20 protein-coding genes are annotated in these 24,145 nt (G+C 43.5%); 13 read left to right on the top strand and 7 right to left on the bottom strand.

Annotated elements, in window-relative coordinates:
• The first annotated feature begins 13 nt into the window (after positions 1-13).
• On the top strand, positions 14-496 hold the full coding sequence (locus GO620_RS12105; protein ID WP_157525619.1) for an FKBP-type peptidyl-prolyl cis-trans isomerase: 483 nt from the start codon (positions 14-16) through the stop codon (positions 494-496).
• A 13-nt stretch (positions 497-509) separates the two neighbouring features.
• On the opposite strand, the gene GO620_RS12100 is transcribed toward GO620_RS12105, so the two are convergent.
• Both GO620_RS12100 and gcvH read right to left on the bottom strand, forming a co-directional pair.
• Complete coding sequence (locus tag GO620_RS12100) at positions 510-1,592, bottom strand: DUF3810 domain-containing protein (protein WP_157525618.1); 1,083 nt, start codon at positions 1,590-1,592, stop codon at positions 510-512.
• 78 nt (positions 1,593-1,670) lie between these two features.
• On the bottom strand, positions 1,671-2,051 hold the full coding sequence (gcvH, locus tag GO620_RS12095; protein WP_157525617.1) for a glycine cleavage system protein GcvH: 381 nt from the start codon (positions 2,049-2,051) through the stop codon (positions 1,671-1,673).
• A 111-nt stretch (positions 2,052-2,162) separates the two neighbouring features.
• Between gcvH and GO620_RS12090 the strand changes: the two genes are divergently transcribed.
• Both GO620_RS12090 and GO620_RS12085 read left to right on the top strand, forming a co-directional pair.
• On the top strand, positions 2,163-3,191 hold the full coding sequence (locus GO620_RS12090) for a Gfo/Idh/MocA family protein (protein ID WP_157525616.1): 1,029 nt from the start codon (positions 2,163-2,165) through the stop codon (positions 3,189-3,191).
• A 1-nt stretch (position 3,192) separates the two neighbouring features.
• Positions 3,193-3,678, top strand: coding sequence for a TlpA family protein disulfide reductase (locus tag GO620_RS12085; RefSeq protein ID WP_198173577.1), 486 nt, complete (start codon positions 3,193-3,195; stop codon positions 3,676-3,678).
• Position 3,679: 1 nt separating this feature from the next.
• Here the strand turns inward: GO620_RS12085 and GO620_RS12080 are convergent, their stop codons facing one another.
• Positions 3,680-4,258 (bottom strand): DUF1572 domain-containing protein, encoded by a 579-nt coding sequence (locus GO620_RS12080; RefSeq protein ID WP_157525614.1) that lies wholly within the window; start codon positions 4,256-4,258, stop codon positions 3,680-3,682.
• A gap of 304 nt (positions 4,259-4,562) precedes the next feature.
• Here GO620_RS12080 and GO620_RS12075 point away from each other — a divergent pair, with 304 nt between their 5' ends.
• The 7 genes from GO620_RS12075 (at position 4,563) to GO620_RS12045 (ending at position 15,159) form a co-directional block, all read left to right on the top strand.
• Positions 4,563-4,925, top strand: a complete 363-nt coding sequence (locus tag GO620_RS12075; protein ID WP_198173576.1) for a hypothetical protein — start codon at positions 4,563-4,565, stop codon at positions 4,923-4,925.
• A gap of 147 nt (positions 4,926-5,072) precedes the next feature.
• Complete coding sequence (locus GO620_RS12070) at positions 5,073-5,477, top strand: VOC family protein (RefSeq protein ID WP_157525613.1); 405 nt, start codon at positions 5,073-5,075, stop codon at positions 5,475-5,477.
• Positions 5,478-5,546: 69 nt separating this feature from the next.
• Complete coding sequence (locus GO620_RS12065) at positions 5,547-6,518, top strand: polyprenyl synthetase family protein (RefSeq protein ID WP_157525612.1); 972 nt, start codon at positions 5,547-5,549, stop codon at positions 6,516-6,518.
• A 79-nt stretch (positions 6,519-6,597) separates the two neighbouring features.
• Positions 6,598-9,858, top strand: a complete 3,261-nt coding sequence (locus GO620_RS12060; RefSeq protein WP_198173575.1) for a S41 family peptidase — start codon at positions 6,598-6,600, stop codon at positions 9,856-9,858.
• A gap of 195 nt (positions 9,859-10,053) precedes the next feature.
• A complete protein-coding gene (locus tag GO620_RS17235) occupies positions 10,054-12,516 on the top strand; it encodes a T9SS type B sorting domain-containing protein (protein WP_157525610.1) in 2,463 nt (820 codons plus the stop codon).
• Positions 12,513-13,481 carry a PorP/SprF family type IX secretion system membrane protein gene (locus GO620_RS12050; protein WP_157525609.1) on the top strand — a complete coding sequence of 323 codons (969 nt, stop codon included), beginning with the start codon at positions 12,513-12,515 and terminating at the stop codon, positions 13,479-13,481. Before GO620_RS17235 ends, GO620_RS12050 begins: the two co-directional genes overlap by 4 nt.
• A 1-nt stretch (position 13,482) precedes the next feature.
• Positions 13,483-15,159: an OmpA family protein gene (locus GO620_RS12045; RefSeq protein ID WP_157525608.1), complete on the top strand. Its 1,677-nt coding sequence runs from the start codon at positions 13,483-13,485 to the stop codon at positions 15,157-15,159.
• A 54-nt stretch (positions 15,160-15,213) separates the two neighbouring features.
• On the opposite strand, the gene GO620_RS12040 is transcribed toward GO620_RS12045, so the two are convergent.
• Positions 15,214-17,316: an LruC domain-containing protein gene (locus tag GO620_RS12040; protein ID WP_157525607.1), complete on the bottom strand. Its 2,103-nt coding sequence runs from the start codon at positions 17,314-17,316 to the stop codon at positions 15,214-15,216.
• Between the two features lie 125 nt (positions 17,317-17,441).
• The gene (locus GO620_RS12035) at positions 17,442-17,588 is read right to left on the bottom strand and encodes a hypothetical protein (protein ID WP_157525606.1); all 147 of its coding nucleotides are present in this window, start codon (positions 17,586-17,588) and stop codon (positions 17,442-17,444) included.
• Between the two features lie 86 nt (positions 17,589-17,674).
• On the opposite strand from GO620_RS12035, the gene GO620_RS12030 reads away from it, so the two are divergent.
• Together GO620_RS12030 and GO620_RS12025 are read left to right on the top strand one after the other, a co-directional pair.
• On the top strand, positions 17,675-18,742 hold the full coding sequence (locus GO620_RS12030) for a sensor histidine kinase (protein ID WP_157525605.1): 1,068 nt from the start codon (positions 17,675-17,677) through the stop codon (positions 18,740-18,742).
• On the top strand, positions 18,723-19,454 hold the full coding sequence (locus tag GO620_RS12025) for a LytR/AlgR family response regulator transcription factor (RefSeq protein WP_157525604.1): 732 nt from the start codon (positions 18,723-18,725) through the stop codon (positions 19,452-19,454). Before GO620_RS12030 ends, GO620_RS12025 begins: the two co-directional genes overlap by 20 nt.
• Here the strand turns inward: GO620_RS12025 and GO620_RS12020 are convergent.
• Positions 19,451-22,405: a lantibiotic dehydratase gene (locus tag GO620_RS12020; RefSeq protein ID WP_157525603.1), complete on the bottom strand. Its 2,955-nt coding sequence runs from the start codon at positions 22,403-22,405 to the stop codon at positions 19,451-19,453. The two genes, GO620_RS12025 and GO620_RS12020, sit on opposite strands and share 4 nt — an antisense overlap.
• Before the next feature lie 185 nt (positions 22,406-22,590).
• Here GO620_RS12020 and GO620_RS12015 point away from each other — a divergent pair, with 185 nt between their 5' ends.
• Positions 22,591-23,439, top strand: coding sequence for a phosphatase PAP2 family protein (locus GO620_RS12015; protein WP_157525602.1), 849 nt, complete (start codon positions 22,591-22,593; stop codon positions 23,437-23,439).
• 14 nt (positions 23,440-23,453) lie between these two features.
• Here the strand turns inward: GO620_RS12015 and GO620_RS12010 are convergent, their stop codons facing one another.
• A complete protein-coding gene (locus GO620_RS12010; RefSeq protein WP_157525601.1) occupies positions 23,454-24,137 on the bottom strand; it encodes a response regulator transcription factor in 684 nt (227 codons plus the stop codon).
• Positions 24,138-24,145: the final 8 nt, after the last annotated feature.

The following is a 24,145-nucleotide window of genomic DNA, read 5'->3' as shown; positions in this document are numbered from 1 at the left end:
GACGAAAATAACAATGAAAAAATTAATACTCCTGCTTGCAATTACTGTTTTAGGCTTCTCTGCCTGCAAAAAAGAAGATACCTCTGCGGCTGACGCGTCTGCTGCTGCAACCGCTGCTGCACAGGCCGCTGCCGACGATGCAACCATCCAGGCTTATATTAAAGCAAACAACATCACGGCTACTAAAGATCCGTCGGGAGTGTATTATTCGGTAATCACCGCTGGAGCGGGTGCGTATCCAACAAGTACCTCTGTAATCAGTGTAAATTATACCGGGACACTTGTTACCGGTACCCAATTCGATAAAGGCAACTTAACTAATACCGCATTGGGCGGCCTGATCAAAGGCTGGCAGTACGGCATCCCGCATATTAATGCAGGCGGTAGAATTATGTTACTGATACCATCTGCCTTGGGTTATGGTGCTACAGGTGCAGGGACCATTCCGGCAAATTCTGTATTGGTATTTACTATTGATTTGATCTCGTTCAGGTAACGGATTAGCGGAGTTAGTATATCCCTCGTTTTTTATACCACGACATAGTAAGCCGTATCATGCGGTTGTAAGTACGCAAGCCTGCGGGCTGTTTATTGGCCTTTAAAAAGCTATCGTAAAACCTGCCGCTCATATCGCCTAAGGGCCCGCTATACCTGGTCCAATACAAGCTGTCTGTTTTAAGGTCGTGCTTTACAGCATCGCTTAACATCGACTTTAATAGTTTGTAAGAGGTGGTGTCGCGACGATGCAAGTACCGCAAAAACTCAATTGTTGCTTCATAATATGCCGAATACTTTAGCAGCTCATTTTTACTATTGACTCCTGCCAGGTATCCCACAAAATTTGCTTCATCTTCCCGACCGAACCCCATTTGATGGCTCATTTCATGGCAGGCCGTAAATGGCTTATCAAATACGGGCATCAGTCTGTTGACTTGCGCTTCACCGGTAAAGGGATTAAAATACCCCGACGTACCCATGTAATTCAATAAGGGTGATAACAATGACGACTTGACCGCCGGCAGGTATACCTTGAACTTACTTGAAATAGGTGCAATATTTCTTATAGCTTCTGCTGAGGTGGTGTAGATGCTGTCGTCGCTAGTTTCCAGGTCTGCAATGTTTATCCGGGAACGCGTTTTATTTACACTATCGATGATCATTCCGGTTACATTTTTAACATCACTTAACGTATAAGACGTGTCTTGTAAACTAAGTAGCTCAGCAGCGGGCGGGCGGGAGTAATTTAATCCCCAAAAAAGGTAGAACACGATGATCAATAGCTCAGTACTAATCACAAGCCTGAACAATGTTTTTCCTGCCAACCAGAAGTTTTTCCGAATGGCGGCACGTATTGTCACAATAACGGCAATGACACTGCTGACGATCACAGCAATGTAGAAAATATCGCCTATGCTAAACGGAACCCAGCTAAAAAGAAAGTGCAGTATACTGCTTACGCCTTTATATAAGCCTTCGCTATAAAAACGTTCGATAAAGTTTGGCGCAGGCTGCGCCAATGTGAGCAGCAATAGCGGCACAAGCAACAAAGCTGCCTTAGCCCAATTACGCCATGTGAGTTTATTGTCTCGCATTTATCAAAGTAAACAATTACGATGATTTACCGCGAATGCATGGAAAGATCTGATGTCTTAACCTGAAGGAACTAATAATTACTCGCCAACCAAGGCTTTGTACTCATCAGCTGAAAGCAGTGTATCTACTTCTCCGGAATTTTCAAGTGTTACCTTGATGATCCAGCCATTCCCGTAAGGATCGCTGTTCACTAACTCTGGGTTCGATTCGGTTTGCGGGTTAACCTCTTCAACTGTGCCTGTAACAGGCGCAAAAAGATCTGAAACTGTTTTCACTGCCTCGATAGTACCAAACACTTCGCCTTTGGTAATGGTACCACCAACAGAAGGGTTTTCAAGAAACACAATGTCACCTAATTCGCGCTGCGCAAATTCTGTTATGCCAATAACGGCAGTGCTACCTTCAACGCGTACCCACTCGTGGTCGTTAGTGTATTTTAGTTCGGCAGGAAATTCCATATCGATTTATAATTGATGCCCAAAAATAGAAACTTTTATGATAATAACGCCTCACAAAAAATCTCAAATGGTTGTTATCTTCACACTTTTACCATCACTACCCAACTATTTATGAATAACCCAATAGTAACCGGTTTGCTGGCATATGGCATGTCTGGCAAATTATTTCATGCCCCGTTCCTGGCTACAAATGCGCATTTTAAATTTAAAGCGGTTGTTGAGCGGCACAATAAGATCGCGCATGAAAGCTATCCGGATGTATTAAGTTACGATGATGTAACCCAAATTTTAAATGACGATGAGATAGAATTGGTGGTTATAAATACACCGAGCTACACGCATTACCAGTTAGCCAAAGAAGCGCTCATTGCCGGCAAGCATGTGCTACTGGAAAAACCTGCAGCTGCTACAAGCGAAGAAGTTAAGGAGCTGTTTGACATAAGTAAACGTGTAGGCAAACACTTAATAATCTACCAAAACCGCCGTTACGACAGCGAGTTTATGGCAGTTAAGTCTGTGGTCGAGAGCGGCCGATTGGGTGAACTGGTTGAGGTGCACTTACGTTATGATCGATATCGTTTAACACTTGGACAAAAAATATTTAAAGAAACCGAAGGATATGCCGCGAATGGGCTAACGTATGATCTTGGACCGCATTTAATTGACCAAGCTATTGTATTGTTTGGCAAGCCGCTAAACTTTGATAAAGTAAAATCCACCCATCGGCCGGGATCGCAGGTGGATGACTACTTTAGTTTCAGGTTGAATTACCCTAACGGATTGAATGTGTTCTTAACCGGTAGCTTGATGGTGGCAAAGCGTTTAGAGTCATCAGTGGTTCACGGCACTTTGGGCAGCTTTGTAAAAGGACGCGATGATGTACAGGAAGCTCAGCTAATGGCCGGTATGAAGCCAACCGACCCGGCTTATGGAATAGAAAAACCAGGTAGTGAAGGTAAGCTGTACCTGATGTCGTCTGATACAGAACAACAAACTGAACTTGTGCCCTCTGAGCGTGGAAATTATAATGATATATTTGACGCTGTTTATCAAACTGTAAGGCACAACGCACTTTTCCCGGTAACAGAAGAACACGTAGCTTGGCAGGTAGAATTATTAGAAGCCCCAGCAAATGCATAACATGAAAAAAATATTAACCCTTTGCGCCTTCGTTTTAATCACAGCTTGCACCAATGCGCAAACAGGCGGAATTGAGAATATCCCGAACTTCCATATTCTTAATACCGACAGCGTTAAACTGACAGCGGCAGACCTTAAAAAGAACAAGCCCGTGCTGTTTATTTATTTCTCGCCCGACTGTACACATTGCCAGCACATGATGATGGAGATGAAGCCTTACATGAAGGACTTTAAAAACACACAAGTGGTGATGATCACATTTGTAAACCAGTTACGCTCATTGCAAGATTTTCGCCGCAACTATGGCTTAGCCGCTTACCCTAATTTCATTGTTGGCACAGAAGGGTACACCTATGAGGTGCAGCAATATTTCCATATAAAAACTACACCTTTTATAGCCCTGTATGGCCGAAACGGTAAACTGGTTAAAACCTGGGAAAAAGCCCCTGCCATGAAAGATTTGGCAGATGCGGTTAAGAAGGTATAATTTATAAATTCTCGTTCGGATTTTTAAGGTATTCGTCTGCGAAGTGTTCGCGGTGTTTGGGCTGCGCGAATTTCTCGCTGTTATATGCACCTGAATTACCTTTCGGAATTGACAACGATTCCCATTTTTCAGCCGCAACCATCTTACCTATAAAAACAATTTGACCTACATGATAGGGGTAATGTGCCAGCTGGCGGTTAATCGCTTCCGTTACACTATGGGCCTGATTACGGATGTATATATCAGCGCTTAAATTATCTGCATTAACGGTTTCAAGCGCATTAAAGAGGCAAGTCCAGCCTTCATTCCATTTTTGTAGCAGCTCTTCGCGACTGCTGATGTCATTTTCAAATTCTGCGTCGCGATTGCGCCAGTCCTTTTCACCATCACTGGTCAGGAAGTCGGTCCACCGCGAGAGCATATTACCCCAAAGGTGTTTTACAATTGTGGCTATGCTGTTGCTTTCTGTATTGTACTGCCAAAATAGTGCATCATCACTTACCTGGGCAAAGGTTTTCTCGCCCAGCATCTTGTAATATTCAAACTGTTTCTTGACGCTTTGCAGGTAGTTCGCTTCCATGCTTAAAGGTAGGACTAAAGAATGTTATACCAAAAGGTGGCATAAAAGCAAAAACCCTTAATGCCTTGCACTAAGGGTTTTGTTTCTGGGTTTTATCGGTCAGGGTTTACTACTTCCTTTCCGCACAGCTAAGTTATAAATTATCTTTATAAGAACAAAAATAAATTAAAACAAAAATAAATCTGTCATGGGGTAATTATTTACCCAAAATCGGGGTAAGTAATTCGTGACGCTTCCACATCCATCTAAAACAACCCGCGTTTTGCTTTGTAGTTAAATTGTTAAACCAATTAATAGAATCATCATGAAAAAGCAAATCATTGTAATGGCAGCAGCCATATTAACATTAAGCGTAGCAAGCGCAAAAACTAACACTGTTACCACAAATAATGGCCCCAAAAAAACATTAGCAGCGGATACCGTTCCGTCACAAAAGAAACGGACCAGGCCAACACCAACAACACCAAACAGGCCGACGCCAACCAACCCGACCCCGACAAACCCAACACCAACAAATCCGTCGCCGTCGCCAATGCCGACCAATCCGACTACGCCTAATCCAATGCCAAACCCAAGTCCTACACCAACACCAACCAATCCAACACCTAATACCCCTACACCAACTAATCCAACGCCTACAACACCAACAAGGCCGCCGTTTAAATAATATCGAGCTTTACATATTTAAGCGCCCCAAAGGGCGCTTTTTTGTTTAATTAGTGTCGTATTTAACCTTGCATTTGTCGGTAATACACAGTAAACCACATTAGGCAACCTATTATCTTTGACTATCTAATCACCTAAATAAAATACCATGACAAAAGAACTGTGGCTTAACCTGCCGGTAGCAGATGTAGCGAAGGCCCGTGCCTTTTTTAAAGCAATAGGATTTGATACGCCGGATACTCCGGGCAATACCGCCAATTCCGGGGTAGTGATCGTAGGCACGAAAAAGGTAGCGGTTATGCTTTTCGAGAACCAGGCGTTTAAAAACGTTACTCAAAACGGCTTGGTGGATACCGCTACAGCATCAGAGATCATGATCTCTTTTGACGTGAATAGCCGTGAGGCGGTTGGTGAAGTAGCCCAGAATGTAACCGCAGCAGGTGGGCATGTTTTTGCACCACCGGCAGAAATACAGGGTTGGATGTATGGCTGCGCCTTTACAGACCTGGATGGACATCGCTGGAATGCGCTTTACATGGAGCCAAAGAATTAAGGGCAAAATAAAATTTTAGCTAAGTTTGCCACGCATGCCTAAAAAGTATATGCGCAAATAAATTTATCAATGCTGAGCATTAACGAGATTAAGAAACCTATAGCTGCCGACATTGATATCTTTGAAGAGAAATTCAGGCTATCTATGCACAGCCAGGTTCCGCTGCTCGACCGTATTACCCATTATATTGTAAAGCGCAAGGGCAAGCAAATAAGGCCAATGTTCGTTTTCTTTTCGGCCAGCATGTGCGGCGGCATTAATGATGCAACTCACCGGGGGGCGGCGCTTGTCGAGCTTTTGCACACCGCAACGTTGGTGCATGATGACGTGGTAGACAATTCGTACCAGCGCCGGGGATTTTTCTCTATCAATGCCTTATGGAAAAATAAGATAGCTGTTTTGGTTGGTGACTACCTGTTATCAAAAGGGTTGCTGCTTTCTTTGAAAAATAACGACTTTAACCTGCTAAAGATAGTTTCGGAAGCGGTGCGGCAAATGAGTGAGGGCGAACTGCTTCAGATCGAAAAGGTACGCCGCCTGGATATTACCGAAGAATTATACTATGACGTTATTCGCCAAAAGACGGCTTCTCTTATCGCGTCATGCTGTGCCTGCGGCGCAGCCTCTGCCGGGGCGAGTGACGAAGTGATAGAAAAAATGCGCCTATTCGGTGAGAAAACAGGCATAGCTTTCCAGATCAAAGATGATATGTTTGATTTTGGGACTGATGATGTAGGCAAACCACTGGGTATCGACATAAAAGAGAAGAAGATGACCCTTCCCCTCATTTATGCATTAAATAAAGCATCAAATTCCGACCGGAAAGCAATCATCAGTCTGGTAAAGAATCATAATAATGACAACGCAAAAATTGCGCGCATCATAAAATTTGTAAAAGATAGCGGCGGCTTGCAATATGCCGAAACGCAAATGCAAAAATATCAGAACGAAGCATTTGACATATTAGCCACACTGCCGGCCGGCGATGCACGTACGGGGCTTGAGCAATTGGTGCGCTTTACAACAGAGCGTAATAAGTAACCGGATTTTTTTCCATCTTCTGCAAGCATCTAAAATAATAACCCGGAATTATTATTTTAGGGACTTAATCACGCAATTTATGTCAACCAAACCTGTGCTTTTATTAGGCTTGTTATTTTCTGCATCTGTCGCGTTCGGGCAGCAGAAAGGATATTATCGCACTCCTGCGATTTACAAAAATACGGTGGTATTTACTGCTGAAGGAGACCTTTGGAAATTTGACACCAATACCGGTCTATCAACACGTTTAACCACAAATGATGGTGTTGAACAAAACCCGGCTATCTCGCCGGATGGTAAACAGATTGCTTTTTCGGGTCAGTATGAAGGTTCATCAGAAGTGTACCTTATGGATATCAACGGCGGCGTCCCAAAACGCCTAACGTATAACATGGCCAACATCCTCATCTCGGGGTGGACAAAAGACGGGAAGATTCTATATCGTTCTAATATCAATTCCATGTACCCATCGCCGCAGTTGATGAAACTGGACCCTGTTACCTTGAAGTCAGAGAATGTGCCATTAGCCCAGGCGTCGATCGGTACTTATGACGATGCAGGCAACTTATATTTTACCCGCTTTCAAAATCAAGGCAGCAAGACCAAGCGTTACAAAGGCGGCTACATAGAGCAGCTTTGGAAATTCGACGGCAAGCACGAAGCCGCAAGCCTCACATCAGATTTTGATGGCACCAGCACCAGCCCGATGTATGTAAACGGCCATATATTTTTCCTGAGCGACCGGGACGGCACCATGAACTTATGGTCAATCGATCTGGACGGTAAAAACTTAAAGCAACAAACCTTTTCAAAAGGATGGGACTTACAAACGCCATCTGTTTATGGTTCTACGATCGTTTATCAAAAAGGCGCCGATATCTGGACGTATGACATCACTGCAAATGCAGAAAAAATGCTGGATATCAAATTGGTATCCGACTTTGACCAGCGCAAGCCCAAATGGATAAAAAGCCCGGTAAGCAGCATCAGCTACTCAGACATATCGCCTAACGGCAACTATGTTGCTATCGTGAGCCGCGGTCGAGTATTCGTCTCGCCTGCTAAAAGTGACAGGTGGGTAGAAGTATCCCGCAAGAGCGGCATCCGCGTACGCGATGTACATTTTATGAATAACAAAAGCCTGGCTGTACTGTCTGACGAAAGCGGCGAATACGAAATATGGCAGATCAACGCCGATGGCAGTGGTGAAGCAAAACAGTTAACCAAAGGCAGCAAAACACAGATAGCAAGTTTTACCGTTTCGCCAAACGGCAGATACATTGCCACAAATGATAAAAACGACGTGATCCGCATTGTAGAAGTGGCTACCGGCGAAGTTAAGTTTAAACATGATGGTGCCTACGGAGGTACTAATGATATGTCATGGTCACCCAACAGTACATATTTAAACATCTCTCAGAGTATTGAGAATTTAAATTCGCAGATAGCAGTAATTGATACCCGCACCATGAAAATGACGCCTGTGACCACTACAAGATTAAATAGTTATAGTCCGGTCTGGTCTGCAGATAATAAATGGATGTTTTTTGTAAGTGAGCGTAACCTGGTATCTCGCGTTTTATCTCCGTGGGGTTCACGCGCGCCCGAGCCTTACTATACACAAACGGCTAACATTTACGCCATGGCATTAGATACAGCAGCAAAGTTTCCGTTTTTACAAACAGATTCGTGGCTAGCCGACTCGGTATTTACGACAGTAACGCACGAGGGTGTGGCTAAAACGGTTAAGGTAGATAAGACTAGGCCAAAGGTGATGCCGGCAGGAAGCATAGATTGGGCGAAGGCTAAAGAGTCGCTTTACAAAGTGCCAACTAAAAGCGCCAATATAAACGGGCTTGCAATAGCTAATGGTTACATATATTGGTTAGATAGCGGGGTAGCAGGGGAAGACAATGGCGGGAAGTTATATGCCATGAAAATCATTGAAAGTAAAAAGCACGACCCGACAGAGATCGCGTCATTTGTAAGCGGCTTCGACGTTTCTGCAAATGGCAAAAAGGTGCTGGTGCATTTTACCAATAGAAACCTGGCTGTGATCGATGCAGACGGGCAGAAGCTTGATCTGGATAAAAGTAAAGTTGAGCTAAGCAATTGGAGTTTCTCGATAGAACCGCAGTGCGACTGGCAGGAGATGTTTGATGATGCATGGCGCATGATGCGCGATTATTTTTATGATCGCGATTTACACAAGGTTGATTGGGTAGCTGTGCGCGACCAATATAAAACCTTGGTTCCAAGGCTGACAGACCGGTATGAACTTGACGACCTTTTGGGACAGATGGTTGGCGAAATTTCTGCTTTACACACCTTTGTTGGCGGTGGCGACAAGCGCGTTGCAGAAGACCGCACCCAAACCGGTGTATTAGGCGCTAAGCTAAATAAAACCACTGCAGGGTATAAAATAGAGCACATTTATAAGTCCGACCCTGATTTTGAATTTTCTTCGCCGTTGGATAAACCCGAGCTGCGTATTAAAGAAGGTGATGTGATCACCGCAGTAAACAATATGCCTGTAAACGATGTAGAAGACATTGGCGAATTATTAGCAAACAAGGTAAACATCCCGGTAAAATTAACCTTGCAGGACAAAGGCAAAAAGCGCTACGAACAGGTAGTAAAACCTTTTTCGACACGCGATGCGCAAAACCTGCGTTACAGTGAGTGGGAATTATCGCGCAGAATGAGAGTTGACAGTATGAGTGATGACCAGATTGGTTACGTGCATTTACGCGCGATGGGCGGCAGCGATATGGACGATTTTACTAAGCAGTTTTATCCTGTCTTTAACCGTAAAGGGTTGATCCTTGACGTGCGCGGCAATAACGGTGGAAACATTGATAGCTGGGTATTGGAAAAACTGATGCGAAAAGCCTGGATGTATTGGCAAAGCAGGTCGGGCGGCCCAACCTGGAATATGCAATATGCCTTCCGCGGGCCAATGGTAATTCTTTGCGACCAGCAATCTGCATCTGATGGTGAAGCAATTGTAGAAGGCTTTAGAAGATTAGGCCTGGGCAAAGTGATAGGTATGCGCACCTGGGGTGGCGAAATTTGGCTGTCTCAAGATAACCGCATGGTTGACAACGGTATTGCCAGCGCGGCAGAGATGGGTGTTTTTGGCCCCGAGGGCAAGTGGCTGATTGAAGGTCATGGAGTTGACCCTGATATTGTGGTAGATAACTTGCCATTTGAGACCTTTAAAGGCAAAGACGCACAATTATCTAAAGCAGTAGATTATCTGAAGCAGGAAATTAAAACCCATCCGGTGGAGGCGCCAACAGTGCCTGCTCACCCCGACAAATCATTTAAATATCAATAACATATTAATTTTTAGGCCGCTCTAATATAGAGCGGCTTTTTTATTGTGTTGCATTCGTCGATATAAAGGCATCCACTATCCTGTAAATCATATATTTTGCAATAAAAGGCATATATTACGTACGGTTACTTTGTAACCAAATTAGCATAACCTAATCCTCATAAATTGAAGCTCCCAGCTTGTTGCAAAAGATCGATGCGCCTGTCTCAATGGTTGCTGATGCTTTGCTTTCTGGCCTCAAAATCGGTTTGGGCAGAAGGAAGTAAGGAATTAACGAGCAGCGGGGGTAATCGTGCTTATTTGCTTTCATCAACTATTGGCAACCAGTCTTTTCCGTTTGCCACACTGGGAACCATGAAGGTTTACGTCAAGGCAGGCGAGACCATCAACGTGGGCTCGAGTGCGCAGGGTATTGGCAGCGGCACAATTAACTTGCGCTCGCCGGATGGCTTAACGTACTCAAGCGGAAACAATACAACGGTCGGCCGGATAAATAATCGCAGTCAGGAACAGGCGGGCCCGTTGCCCAATGCCGGGGGCTACATACCATATACAATCACGGCGGCAATTAACCAGGCGGGAGTATGGGAAATAGATTTTATATCACCAACAAACGGATCTTCGCAGGCAGGTAACCCAACGCCGGTGGCAGCATCAGCAGCTTGGTCACAACCTACGGCGTCTTATGTAACCGCGTTCGACGTTTCGGTGCGAAACCAGGCAAATACAGCTTTTATTCCCGGCAGGGTATTTACCAATATATTTTCAGGGATACTGGGTAGTTTTGATGTGGGTTTTAATGCCGTTCTATACGTCCTGACAAAAGACGGCTATCAATATAGCCTAAACAACAACGGGCAGGCGGGTAATGGTTTTTCCTTTTTTGCCAACAACAAAGGTTTTAGAAACGCTAACGGCGCGGCACTTTACCAAAGCGTAAACAGCACTACTAATCCAAACATTCAAGATCCTACCACCGCCGACACACAAACAGACATAACGCATAAAATATTTTTCAATTTACCGGCTGCTGATCTGCCTGCAACGGCACCCGCTCCGGGAGGGTCATCTACGTGGTTGCTGAACACACCTTTTGTTCCGGCGGTAAGTGCCGCAAATTTTACCGGCACTGAAGGTACACCGGGGATAGGCGGTACAGCGCCATTGGGTGGCAATTTCATCTTTACAGCAGAAGCAAACGGGACTTACACGATCTCTATAGACGTAAATCAAAACGGCATTTACACAGACGCAATAGATAGGCAACTAACAGGTGTGGTATCTGCCGGTTCAAATTCTGTTGCCTGGGATGGTTTGGATGGGCAGGGACAAAAAGTGCCTGCAAGTTTGAGCAGCTATAATGCTTCGGTGTCAACTACCTTATATAGCGCCGAGGTACACTTTCCATTTTTTGATGTGGAGAGAAATGTAAACGGCATCATTCTAAAACGCCTTAACGGGATCAATAGTCCCGACTATACAGTTTATTGGGATGATACGCAAATATCAGCTATCGGTACGGCGTCTAACCCGCTAAAAAATGCAACCGGTGTAAGCAGTATTACAAACGGGCATAAATGGGGAAGCGCGACGAATGACCCTATAGATGAAACAGATTTCGGTAATAACAAAAGTTTAGATACCTATACCTATGTTATCGGATTGCCCATAGTCAGCACCGTTAGTTTCAAATTGCGCGAAAGCGACTTGCAGATCACCAATGTAACGGCAAACAGTGGCTGTGTTGGTCAGCAAGTTACTTATGTGGTAGATGTTGCCAACGCCGGGCCGTCAGCTGTAAACGGAGCGACTTTCAGTTTCAACATACCATCGGTTGTAAATGGCGTTGTAGTTACCAGCACATCTTTGAGTGATACATCGGTTATCAGTTCTACATCAACATCTGCAACGCTTTATGCAGCTAAGCTGAATATGACAGCCGGCGCGGCGCGTCGTTTTACAATAACAGGGCTTGTGTCTTCTTCTCCGTCAGGCGGATCGTTAGTAGCGACGGCTTCAATATTACGTCCGGCAGACGTAACAGACCCTGACGCTACCAATCCCGATGCAGCCCCGCCAACAAACGCGCAGGCAGAATGTGATTCGCCACCATCGGGCGTTGGTTGCAATAATGTTAAAGTAAGTACTGTAAGTTTCGCTGCCGCCCCGAATGCGGGAGTTGACCAAACTGTAATTCAGGGCGCCACAGTTACCTTAACCGCCAATACGCCGGGCACCTGGAGTGCCGCAAGCGGCAACCCATCTGTCGCGGTAATTAATAACAGTACCAGTATTTCAACAACCGTAACCGGTTTGACTAATATTGGTAGGTACAATTTTGTATTCACCAATGCCAATGGCTGTACTGCTGCCGTAGCGGTAAATGTGCTGAGCTCTGCAATAAGCATCTCTACCGTATTTACGCCAAACGGAGATGGCAAGAATGACACGTTTGAAATTACAGGAATTACCAATTACCCGGGGAGTCAGCTATTGATATTTAACCGCTGGGGCAATGAGGTATATAGATCTGGTAGCTATGCAAACACCTGGGATGGCAGTGGCCTTGCTGAAGGTACTTACTATTATTTGCTTAACCGCCGCAATCTAGATGGCTCTGTAACCGCCTTTAAAGGCTTTATCTATTTAAAAAGATGAATGCGGTAAAATTGCATCTCATCTTTATAGGACTGCTCTTACGCTTTAGCGCATCGGCACAGCAAACTGTGCAGTTTAGCCAATATGTATTTAACGGGTTAGCAGTAAACCCTGCCTATGCAGGTTATCGCGATGACTGGCGTTTAGACATAAGTAGCCGCTTGCAATGGACAAGTTTTGACGGCGCACCGAAAACAAACACAATTTCTGCCGATGGCACTTTGGGTAACTCAAAGAACGTGGGCTTGGGCATTTTGGTGACCAACGACAGGTTAGGGCCCGAAAATAATTCGGCGTTATATTTAAACTACGCTTACCACATCCGTTTGGATGACCTAGATAGCAAACGCCTGAGCTTTGGCGTTGGTGCGGGCTTGGTTCAGTACCGTATCGATGGTTCGCTTTTAAGCGCCTCAGACATGACAGACGCCAACATCCCGACAGGAATCAGCACTAAGTTACTACCCGATTTTAGATTAGGGGTGTATTACTATTCATCTTCTTTTTATGCAGGGGCATCTGTGCTGAATTTGCTGCCCATCAATAACAGCAATAATGTATTTATAAATCAGGCACGGACGATGTACCTTACTACCGGGCTAATGCTGAACATATCGCCGCTGATAGACATGAAACCATCTATTCTTATTAAAGAAGATTTTAAGGGACCCACCAACCTCGATGCAGCGGCTTTTCTGATATTTGATAAGCGGTTTTGGTTAGGCGGCGCGTATAGTACCGGTGTAACTATCTGGAAGAAAAGTAATCTGCAAAGCGGCCTGGATAAGAATGATATGGCAACAGCAATACTTGCATACAGCTTGACAGAAAGGTTCAGGATCGGCTATTCGTATGATTTCGCTACGAGTAAACTGGCTACCGCGCAAAGTGGTTCTCATGAAATTTCTTTGAGTGTCACCATTGCTCGCAAGCGGCCGGTTATTTTAAGCCCAAGATTTTTTTAACATGAAAAAGATCTTAATCCTATCATTATTTATCGTCGGCTGCTCTTACAAACTGTTTGCGCAGGAGCAGTTGTCCAAACAGCAAATGGTCGACCGTATGTTTGAACGTGAAGAATACGCCAAATGCCTGCCTTTATATCTTGAACTGGCCGCAAAAAGCAACCCGCAACTAGTCGCGTTACAGCGCGTAGCAGATTGCTACAGGTTGATAAATGACTACCGTCACGCCGAAGAGTGGTACCGTGATGTTACCCGCTATCCAAAAGCCAATTCAGAAAACATCTATTTTTACGCGGAAGCCTTGCTGGCCAACAACAAACCAAAAGAAGCAAGGGATCAATACATTAAATACTATTCGCTTACCAATGACACTGCCACACGTGTGCGTAAACTGGCTGATTGTGATTCGGCGATAAAGTGGGCAGCGGAAAAAAGCGGCTATGAGGTAAAGCCTGCAGAGCGATTCGATTCAAACGCGTCCGATTGGGGGTTAGCTTTTTACGGGAAAGATGATTTTGCATTCGTGTCGGACCGTGGCTCAGGCAGTAACGGGATTTACGAACGTACAGGAGCCGGCTATTTGCAGCTTTATAGAGCTACCGGTAATGAAATTAAGCCGTGGCTGATAGATGTAAAAGACAATAAATTCTTTAATGGTAGTTACAACATCGGCCCGATAGCTTTTACAGCAATGGGTGACACAGCTTACATTACGGTAACTACAACGGTTTCAAAAAAAAGCCTTCCTGTACATCGCGGTAACATGAGCGGCCAAGGCCTATATGAGCGCCGCTTGCAATTGTTCACGGCTGTTTTAAAAGATAACATTTGGAGTGATTTAACGCCATTCGAGTATAATAACGTCAAGGAATATTCAGTTGGACATGCGGCTTTATCTTTAGATGGTAACACCATCTATTTTACCAGTGATATGCCTGGTGGACAGGGTAAAACTGATATATGGTTTTGCAAAAAGCAACCTGACGGGAAATGGAGTAAGCCCATGAACTGTGGGGGCATTATCAATACTAAAGATGAAGAGGCGTTTCCGGTAATAAACGCCGGCACGCTTTATTACTCATCTAAAGGGCTGCCGGGCATGGGCGGTTTTGACATTTACAAAGCGGAACGTAGCGGCGATGATTGGTCGAAATCCGAAAATCTAAAATATCCGGTTAATAGCACACGAGACGACTTTTACTTTGTAACCCGAGATGGGTTAAATGGTTATCTGTCATCAAACCGCGATGACGGACGAAGCGATGACATTTACAGCTTTAGATTTACTCCGCCTCCGGCCAATCCACATGAGACGGGCTTTGCGCCGGGTTTGGTACTGGCAAACATTTATTATGATCTCGACAAATCAAATATCCGCCCGGATGCAATTATAGAATTAGACAAAGTTGTCGCTATCCTAAGCCGCAATCCCCAAATCAAAGTGCAGTTGTCGTCTTATACCGACTCGCGGGCTACGAAGGATTATAACGTTGGTTTGTCTGAGCGGCGATCAGCCTCAGCGCAAGCTTACCTAATCGATCACGGGATTGAACCCGGTAGATTAATTACAGCAAGCTTTGGCGAAAACAACCTGGTAAACCAATGCGCAGATGAGGTCACTTGTACAGAAGCGCAGCATCAACTCAATCGGCGAACAGAAATTACTGTGCTTAAATAAAAAAGCCCCCTCAAATAATTGAGTAGGGCTTGGGTTGGGTCAGATAACTATCTTTTATTTCGTATATAAATTGCTTGTATTGCGGAATCCCGATGAGGTGTTAGAATACCAATCCGTATAAGTTGTCCCACCACTTGCAGCCCAATCTGTAAAGTGCGGGTATGCCTGGTTAATCGGTATAGTCTCCAGCGGATAGGTAAATGCCTGGCTGAAACTGATTGCCCATGGCCAGTTCTCTTTAGATAGATAATATCTTGATGCCGCTACAGAAGAGTTATCGTCAGCTGTACCGAAAAGAGTTTTATCTGCTTTGTCTGTCGGCAAATAACCCGGCAGGTGAACTTCATAGCCACGTTTTAAATTACTGATCAGGAATGGATTGATGGAATTGATAGAAACGTTTGTGGCCGTAATTGGATAAGCAAAGGTCACGGCTACATTAACAGGTGTGCCTGTAACCTTATCCTTGTTGGTAAGCGTGTTTATGAAGAACGAATTATCCTGGTTTTTAATTACCGCATCGAAGTTGTCGAACGGTATAATTACCGCGTTGGTTTGCCCTGCCTCGACACCGTTAGCCGCAAAGGTGATATAATTGCTCACTTGCTTTTGCCCTGTTACGGAACTTACAGCAGCAGCCGGAACAGGTAATTGCACGCCAAAGCCGTTTTTGAAAGACGCGCCCGCAGCAACTACGTTAAACTCGCCTTTCATGTCTACAAATTGGTTTTGCGCGTTGCTAGTGAAGGTGTAACGATAGTTTAGCACCAGGTCATTCATATCGTAGTCACCTTTAGACGGGTAATTATCCTCGAATGCCAGCGTAGCATACGTACTTGCTGACGGATAATAAACCACATACGCTCTCGTCGGGTCGTTAGGATAAGCATCAAGCGCGTCAATAACACCATCGCCATCAGTATCGCCACCATTGTCTATCGCGGCGACGCCTGTAGCAGATATGCCTCCGGTTGGATTTGTTGTCGCATAGATCACCAGGTCATTAAAATCATTATCAGAACCACCATTCTGCCTATTTAAGTCTTCAAAACCTAAGACGAAAAGGTTGTGGACATTATCATACAAGCAGACATTATGTTGGCGAAGTGATGAGCTACTTTCGGGGTTAAATGAATCCTGACTATAAAATTTCGTGGCATTAGTATTTACACCGCTGCCTGTCCAGCCATTTTGGATCAAAACGAATGCGATAGTTGTGCCTGCGGCGAAATTGCCCAGTTTAACTTTGTCGCCCGATTTAAGGCCACCACCTGAACCATAGCCGGAAGCATTAGGAAAAACGTATGTAATCTTGTCAATACCACCCAATAGGGTACCGCCCCCTGCAGAAGATGGCGGGTTACTGGTGTTGTAGGTATAATATGCTAATGTATTTTGATAATCAGCACCTTCAGAAACAAAGGTGACATACACGTCAGATTTAGCAGTAACATTAAGTGTATGAACCGCGGAAGATGAAATATATTCCGGGTGATTTGTGGTAACGGCTACGTTTTCAGGCAGCGACGCATTTATGTAAGAAAGCAGCGATGCCGGTACATTGTCGCCGGTTGCTTCCAAATACGCGGGTTTGCCTTGATTTGTAGGGCTTGCAAATGCCGTTGATGAAGTATAACCTGTTGGATAAATATAATCAGCACCCAATAGTCCATTTACTTGTCTGGTAGAATTGGTTGTCAGTGACGGCGAATTGTTTATAGAGGCCGGTACAATGTCACCGCTGTAGCCTGCACGGCCGCCTATTGTTGCAGTAACGCTGCCATTGTTAATGTTTGCAACGGCATTATGCAGTAAACCAATATAAGACGGGTCTATGATGAGTTGAGTGAAATATGCAGGAACCACTATTTTGCCCGTGAGTACGCCTTGCTGGTTGGTTACACCTTTAAACAACGCAGTGCCTGCAGCAGCTCCGCTAGCAGGATAAACACTTACCACCACACCTTTAAGCGGGTTGTCACTATTGTCAAGCAACGTCAAACTTAGAGACACTGTGTTTGAAGTACTAAAAGTGAAGCCATCGGGCGCTATTTTTGTACCCGTTGTTGGGATTGGCGGTGTTACGCTGTTATTATCCTTTTTACAAGAGATGGTGAAAACAGTTATTGCTAAAAGGCACGTAATCAATCTTTTCATAAACTGTTGGTATTATTTGTTATTAAAGTGAATGCTGTGAAGACCGGAAAATGCAAAAGCCGGAAAGTGATTTCCGGCATTTAATACATTAGGTTAGCAAGCGCTAAAGCGTATGATTTAGCAATCTATTTATTGAGAAAAATATGCGAGACCGTTGCCACAGTAACCGTTATTGGGTCAGTGTCGGGGGTGCGTTTGTCTGATTTAACTTGCTGATAATTGTAAACCGATTTCAGCTTAGGATAGGCGAGGTTCTGCAGTTTTGTTTTCATCGGAATATTTTTTAGTTTCCTAATATTAGTCCGACTTAGGCGTAGCCTAAACTTTATTACACCAACAGAAATATTGGGGATACAAAATGAATTATTATCAATATCACCGAAATCCCGTTTTTGGAAAACCCAGGTATCATTTTACATTTTGGGCGGTTTTTATCATTTATGAGGTAGCGGTTAGTTACTCTTACAGTGGCGGGTTTGCGCCGGTTGTAGATTATGTTACTGCTTATACACTCAATATCTCACTGTTTTACATTCATAGCAATCTGTTCTGTCGTGTCCTTACAGAAAAGGCCAAGCCTATACCATTCATAATCGGCCTTGTACTTATAGAAATAATGGTCTATTTAGGCGTTAAGTATTTGTTAGGCGAGGCGTACAAAATTTCTGGGATTGAAAACGATAAGAGCCTCGACAATATTGAAGGATTTATAAGAAATGGTACATGGCGGGCCTTCTATTTTATTGGCCTAAGTTCTGCATTTGGATTTAGCATGGTAGCTGAGTCGCTCCGTAGAAAAACCGCTGATCTGGAGCTTAACGCACTAATGAACGAAAAAGAACGACTGCATAATGAGTTAACTTTATTAAAATCGCAAATAGACCCGCACTTTTTGTTTAACAGCCTTGGTTTAGTACATAACAAGGTTGCTAAATATTCCAGAGAGGCGGGCGAGGTTGTTTTATTGTTGTCTGATATGATGAGATACGCTCTTGAAACACCCGGATACGATAACAAGGTTGCCCTTGGCGATGAAATACAGCACGTGCGCAACTACATTAAACTGAACCAGCACCGTTTGGACAAACCCGTGTATGTAAATTTTGACATAAACGGCAAGATAGACGGCGACCGCATTCCACCACTTATTTTACTTACTCTTGTAGAAAACGCATTTAAATACGGCGAAACTACTGATTCCCGGCAACCGGTGCGAATTGTGCTTGAAAGTAATTCAGAAGAAATAATATTTAAAATATCAAATCATAAAAAATTAAACAATAGTGGCACGGGTATTGGGCAGGATAACATGGTAAAAAGATTGGGTAAGACCTATGGTGACAGGTTTTCTTTTAAAGTATACGACATAGATAATATTTACGCGGCTACATTAACTATACAAAAGGATGAACTGCTTTATAATTGATGATGAGCCGTATTCTATTGACACACTAAGCAGCTACATTCAAGAAACGAGCAGCCTTACGCTGGTGGGCAGTTCATCATCGGCAGTAGATGGTATGAGCAAAGTACTGAACGCCGGTGATGTTGACCTTGTCTTCCTTGATGTAGATATGCCAACCCTATCGGGCATTGAGATAGCTAAGCTACTACCACAAAATATATCTGTTATTTTTTGTACCGCGCATGCCCGATACGCAGTTAAAGCTTTTGATGTGCAGGCACAAGACTTTTTGCTGAAACCTGTTTCTTTCCCAAGATTCCTTCAGGCGGTAAACAAAGTCATGGCCAGCCGGCATAATGTACACCAGGGCAACATAGATTTTCAGGCTGATGCCTTATTCATCAACCCGGGTGTGAAAGGCAAGTTTGTACAGATCACTTTGCACAACATACTGTACATAGAAGGGCTTAAAAACTACGTGCTGATACATACTAATGACGGCAAAAATTTCATTACATATCTTACCATGAGCGAAATTCAACGGTCGCTTACCGACAAAGGCTTTTTAAGGATACATAAATCATACATCATCAACAAAAGCAAAATTGTTGCTATTGAAGGCAATACAGTTAAAATAGAGCATGATATTGATTTACCTATCGGTACTACTTACAGGGAATTCTTTTTACAAGAGATCACCAAGTTTACTTTACAGAGCAAACGAAAAAACTAGGGTTTGGCTTGCTTACTTTTAGCCAGGTCAGATCGCAACTTTTTATTTAAGCAATAATAGATCACCATTTCGTGGTCGCGCTGGTTTTGCGCAAATATACGGTTAAGGTGCATATGGATAATATCTGCTACCAGTTGCTTGCGCCTTTCATTAGAGTCGCATGTTAAGTTGTTTAAAACTGCTTCAAAACAAGTTTCAAACTGGAGTTGCTTTTTGGTAAGCCTTAGCCGCTCATACACTTCAGCCGGTTTTAAGTATAATAGCTCGCGGGACAGCGCGCGATATTTTTTATCCAAATCAATTCGTAATTCTTTTTGGTTACCGTATTCCAGCAAGAAATTATCAGTAACTGTTTCGACAAATGCGATCTGATCGGTCAAATCCGGACAATAAATGTCAATCATCGACAACACAGAACTGAAGCCGAAAAGATAATATGGATAAATGGCTGCATTGGCGTCAAGGCTTCTCAGATAGGCCGCAACAACTATGCTGCTTTTGTAAAACAAGGTTTCAACCCCCGCGATGATATCCCCGCTATACCGTTCCAATTCGCGCTTATAGGTGTCAACAGTCAGGGAAGTAATAGCACCCGAATCGATATGGGTACATAGGGCAGCATTTACCTTATCCAATGTATTATGCACTTCATCATTTTTTAAATGAATCCGTAACCTGATGTGATGCCCGCCTTCGTAATAGCGGACAAAGAACCATTTGTCTGCTTGTTGCATGGTCAGTTTTCGCATAAAAGGAGCGAGTGTACGAGCAATTATCTCATCCGCAACAAGGGGTGAACAATATATTTTTACAAATAGCCAATCGCTGCCGGGCGCAAAGTCGCGGGTAGTTTCTTTTTTGATATTGACAAGTGGATTCGCAATACCCTTGTATACAGTTTCTGAATTAGCTAAAAACGCTACAAACTGGTTGATCATCAACTTACCGTCGCAGGTGGTTTGCGTGCTTGCAGGCAAAGAAAACTCCTCAATTGTTGCACTGTTAAGTGCCTTTAAATTACTCAGGAAAAGTTTGGCTTGCGTCTCAACACCCAGATCAAAATAAAGCCGCTTATCCGCTTCGCCTAAAGTAATTGTAGTCGGAACTAGATGTGCTGTACGATAAGCTTTTAATCCGTGAAGGTTTGTCTCAATAGAATTTGCGGTAAGTGATGTGATAATATCCTTGTCAAGACGCCATTTTGCGGGGGATAATCGGATGTCATTAAAAAATACACCGGGGTAATAATCCAAATTTGGGAAGAACTTTTCCAGGCTGAAACTGAAGTCATAGCGCACATTCTGATACTGTAGATCTGCCAGAAATCTAAAAATGTTTAGATCATTCCTTTGATGATTATATGCTGATGAGAACCTTGGTATGATGCGTTTCTTTTTTGTTAAAGAGTAGAGTACTACTTCGCTTTGTTTGATGCTGATATAGAGGTCTTCTAGATAAATCTGCTGAACCCCGGGACTTGGGAAAGTGTTGATACAAATCTCGTAGTTATAAACTGTCCTCCGGCGATTGATATTATCAGTATGGCTGTCCATAAGGTGATTGATCTCAGCAAAAATCACCTCAGGATGGAGCGCTTCCTCTTTATCAGCTACTGACTTCGCGGCTGTAAAAATTTGGTCATCTAATAATGTAAAACGGCCCACCAAACCGTTTGCAGAAACGCCGCCAAAGGTGTCGATGCCTATTTGGCCATCTGCAATAGTGAATAGCAATGCAGTTGAAGGCGGTAAGGGCACCTGCTTTTCATTTCTAGCTTCCAACGAGGCGATGTCTTCGTCCGTTATGAAAATCGGCTTGCCGTGAGCAGAGGCCATCTTCTGCAACAATAATTTATGTGTTGCCGTCCATTGTATATTCGTCTGCTGCTGTTTTAATTTGGCAAAATCGATATCCTTCAATAATGCCGGAATTTCATCTTGTGCGTTATTGCCGTAGGCAATTCCTGTTACGGGGTCTAAAACCTGTAATAACGGCATGGCCATACGCTCGTAACGCTTTTCGAACGCAGTGGCGAAATCACTTAGCAGCTTATGGGGTTCATAAAGAACCAAAGCCTGCAAAGCTTTGACGGCATCTTTTAATTTTTGCTGATAATTGGTTGATAGACCGTCTGCCGTGTAGCGTTGAAGATTGGTATAAAAAATCGCTTGTCCCTCTAAAACGTTATCAACCGCAGCGTGCATCTGCTTTTCTGCATCTATCATCCTTTCAACGTCCGAATAAAGAACATCTTGGCGGCTGCTAATGCCTGTATTGTGTAAAGTGGCGGGAAGAATATTGTCTTGAACAATGCCTGATTCCACCAAATAATTGATGTAATTGACAGCGTCATCTTCATTACAATCTGTAGCTTTTTGTAATTTAGATATTACATCGTCATTGGTAAAAACGCTATGACGAAAATTTTTAATCAATCCGGACAGTAATTTATCCGCATCGAACGTGGTTAAGGAATATTTGTAAGCCGTGCCATCCTGAGGCAACTCTGTTTTTACAAACCTGAAAGATCTTCCTTGTTTATAAAGGGTTGCGTTAACGCATAATTGCCCATTGCCAGCCAACTTCAATAAACTTTGCCGGTAATGCTGGTCGGGGAGAAGATGGAGATTTGGTGACGATAATCGGATAATTTCATGAGTGGGATCATCCGTCCAGTTTAAGATGGTAAATGAAGCGAATGCACCAAATGGTGTAACCCTAAAGCAGAAACGATTATAATAGTTCTGCAACGTTAGAGCCTCTTTGTCAGCAAGTTGATCCGGATTGAAATCTTTTCGTTTTAAGATTCCAAAGTACTGCGGATTCGACAGGTATAACGCCGCTAAAAAATGCCTGTTATTTGAAAGTCCACTTAAGTCATTCGGTTTATAGCCCAGGTAACTTGACCCGGGGCATCTTAGTATTACGTGGGGCAGAAATCTTAAGGACACACTACAAATGTAAACCTAAATATAACTTACGTCAACCGCTTAGGCACGACTAACTTTTGAGATGAAGTCTAACTCTAATATTTCTTAAATGTTAATTTTAAGTTAATAAATTCAAAATCTCTACAGATTGATTTAGTAACTCGCCGATGAGCACCGACAAGTGCTTATACCTACAGAACTAACATATGAAACGTCAACGACTAGCGTTATTTACAGCCATTTTATTTTTTTGTCTGCAAAACGTTTATGCGCAAGTTGATACGGCTAAGAAAAACATTGCGGACACCATTAAAAAGGATTTAACCACAGCGCCGGATACCGTTAAACATCTCCACAGCAAGGGCTGGACCTTTATTCCGCCGGCGGTAATGCTTGCTTATGGAGCATCGTCATTTGCCATTGAACCATTACGCAGGTTAGACAGGTCTATTTACCAACAGGCAAATGATCACAATTTTGTGGTACGTTCTCATATTGAGGACTACTTTCAATACGCGCCGGTAGTACTTACCTACGGTTTAAATCTGGTAGGCATACATGGTAAGAACACTTTTTTAGACCGGACATTGCTGTTCGTATTATCAGAAGGAATTGCGAGCGGAACAGCGTTTATTGTAAAACATGCGTCGCACCGTTTAAGGCCAAATAACGCAGATTATTATTCGTTTCCATCAGGACATACTACAAATGCTTTTGCCGAGGCAGAATTTATGTCGCAAGAGCTTGGGGCAAAATCGTGGGTCTATAGCGCAGTAGGTTACGGTTTCGCTACCACTACCGGTATTTTCCGCATTTATCATCAGGACCATTGGTTTAGTGATGTTGTTGCCGGTGCGGGCTTGGGCATCTTATCAACCAAGGCCGCTTATTTAATTTATCCTTATTTGCGCAATCACCTCACAAAAGCCGGCCGTGAAAAGGAACGAAACAAAGATCTGCCCAACGAATTGAAAAAGCAGCCAAAAACGAGCTCGATCTTGGTCCCGTCGTATCGTGACGGAAACTTAGGGCTTAGTTTTTCTATGCAATTATAACAGGGGTTAAGCTGTTACGAGTTATTACTTCCAAACTTATAGCCTAAGCCATAAGCAGCTTGTATATATTCCTTTCCGCCGGCATCAATAATTTTTTTTCGCAGGTTTTTAATGTGGGAGTAAATGAAATCAAAATTGTCAGCCACATCAAAACTATCGCCCCACAAGTGTTCTACAATAGCATTCTTTGAAACAACCTTGCCTTTATTGGCAATGAAGTAAATTAGCAAGGCATATTCTTTTGGCGTTAGTTTTAGAGTAATGTCATTGATCTTTACATCCTTACCCACCAAGTCGATCATAATTTCCTGATACACCAATTTTTCATTGCCCCGGAAAGACTTACGGCGGACAATGGCCGCTACCCGCGCTTTCAGTTCTGAAAGATGAAAGGGCTTAGTAAGGTAATCATCTGCTCCTAAATCTAAACCAGTCACCCGGTCATCTAAAGAGTTTTTTGCAGATATGATCAGTATACCATCCTCAAACTTTTGATCTTTTAGATACCTTAAGATGTCCAAACCATTGCCATTTGGCAGGGTAATATCCAAAAGTATACAGTCATACCGGTATAAACTTACCTTACCGATTGCCGAATGATAATCAAACGCCGTTTCGCAGATATTACCATCTCCTGATAAGTATGTTTTAATACTATCACGAAGTGCTGGTTCATCTTCAATGATCAATATTTTCATCTGCCTGA

The organism is Mucilaginibacter ginkgonis, assembly GCF_009754905.2.
GTDB lineage: Bacteria > Bacteroidota > Bacteroidia > Sphingobacteriales > Sphingobacteriaceae > Mucilaginibacter > Mucilaginibacter ginkgonis.
The sequence above is the reverse complement of the archived record's forward strand: the minus strand, read 5'-3'. Positions and strand labels throughout refer to the sequence as shown.

Bases quoted from the DNA above. Each gene is read 5' to 3' on its own strand.
- GO620_RS12105 (WP_157525619.1), top strand. From the start codon at position 14: ATGAAAAAATTAATACTCCTGCTTGCAATTACTGTTTTAGGCTTCTCT.
- GO620_RS12100 (WP_157525618.1), bottom strand. From the start codon at position 1,592: ATGCGAGACAATAAACTCACATGGCGTAATTGGGCTAAGGCAGCTTTG.
- gcvH (WP_157525617.1), bottom strand. From the start codon at position 2,051: ATGGAATTTCCTGCCGAACTAAAATACACTAACGACCACGAGTGGGTA.
- GO620_RS12090 (WP_157525616.1), top strand. From the start codon at position 2,163: ATGAATAACCCAATAGTAACCGGTTTGCTGGCATATGGCATGTCTGGC.
- GO620_RS12085 (WP_198173577.1), top strand. From the start codon at position 3,193: ATGAAAAAAATATTAACCCTTTGCGCCTTCGTTTTAATCACAGCTTGC.
- GO620_RS12080 (WP_157525614.1), bottom strand. From the start codon at position 4,258: ATGGAAGCGAACTACCTGCAAAGCGTCAAGAAACAGTTTGAATATTAC.
- GO620_RS12075 (WP_198173576.1), top strand. From the start codon at position 4,563: ATGAAAAAGCAAATCATTGTAATGGCAGCAGCCATATTAACATTAAGC.
- GO620_RS12070 (WP_157525613.1), top strand. From the start codon at position 5,073: ATGACAAAAGAACTGTGGCTTAACCTGCCGGTAGCAGATGTAGCGAAG.
- GO620_RS12065 (WP_157525612.1), top strand. From the start codon at position 5,547: ATGCTGAGCATTAACGAGATTAAGAAACCTATAGCTGCCGACATTGAT.
- GO620_RS12060 (WP_198173575.1), top strand. From the start codon at position 6,598: ATGTCAACCAAACCTGTGCTTTTATTAGGCTTGTTATTTTCTGCATCT.
- GO620_RS17235 (WP_157525610.1), top strand. From the start codon at position 10,054: ATGCGCCTGTCTCAATGGTTGCTGATGCTTTGCTTTCTGGCCTCAAAA.
- GO620_RS12050 (WP_157525609.1), top strand. From the start codon at position 12,513: ATGAATGCGGTAAAATTGCATCTCATCTTTATAGGACTGCTCTTACGC.
- GO620_RS12045 (WP_157525608.1), top strand. From the start codon at position 13,483: ATGAAAAAGATCTTAATCCTATCATTATTTATCGTCGGCTGCTCTTAC.
- GO620_RS12040 (WP_157525607.1), bottom strand. From the start codon at position 17,316: ATGAAAAGATTGATTACGTGCCTTTTAGCAATAACTGTTTTCACCATC.
- GO620_RS12035 (WP_157525606.1), bottom strand. From the start codon at position 17,588: ATGAAAACAAAACTGCAGAACCTCGCCTATCCTAAGCTGAAATCGGTT.
- GO620_RS12030 (WP_157525605.1), top strand. From the start codon at position 17,675: ATGAATTATTATCAATATCACCGAAATCCCGTTTTTGGAAAACCCAGG.
- GO620_RS12025 (WP_157525604.1), top strand. From the start codon at position 18,723: ATGAACTGCTTTATAATTGATGATGAGCCGTATTCTATTGACACACTA.
- GO620_RS12015 (WP_157525602.1), top strand. From the start codon at position 22,591: ATGAAACGTCAACGACTAGCGTTATTTACAGCCATTTTATTTTTTTGT.
- GO620_RS12010 (WP_157525601.1), bottom strand. From the start codon at position 24,137: ATGAAAATATTGATCATTGAAGATGAACCAGCACTTCGTGATAGTATT.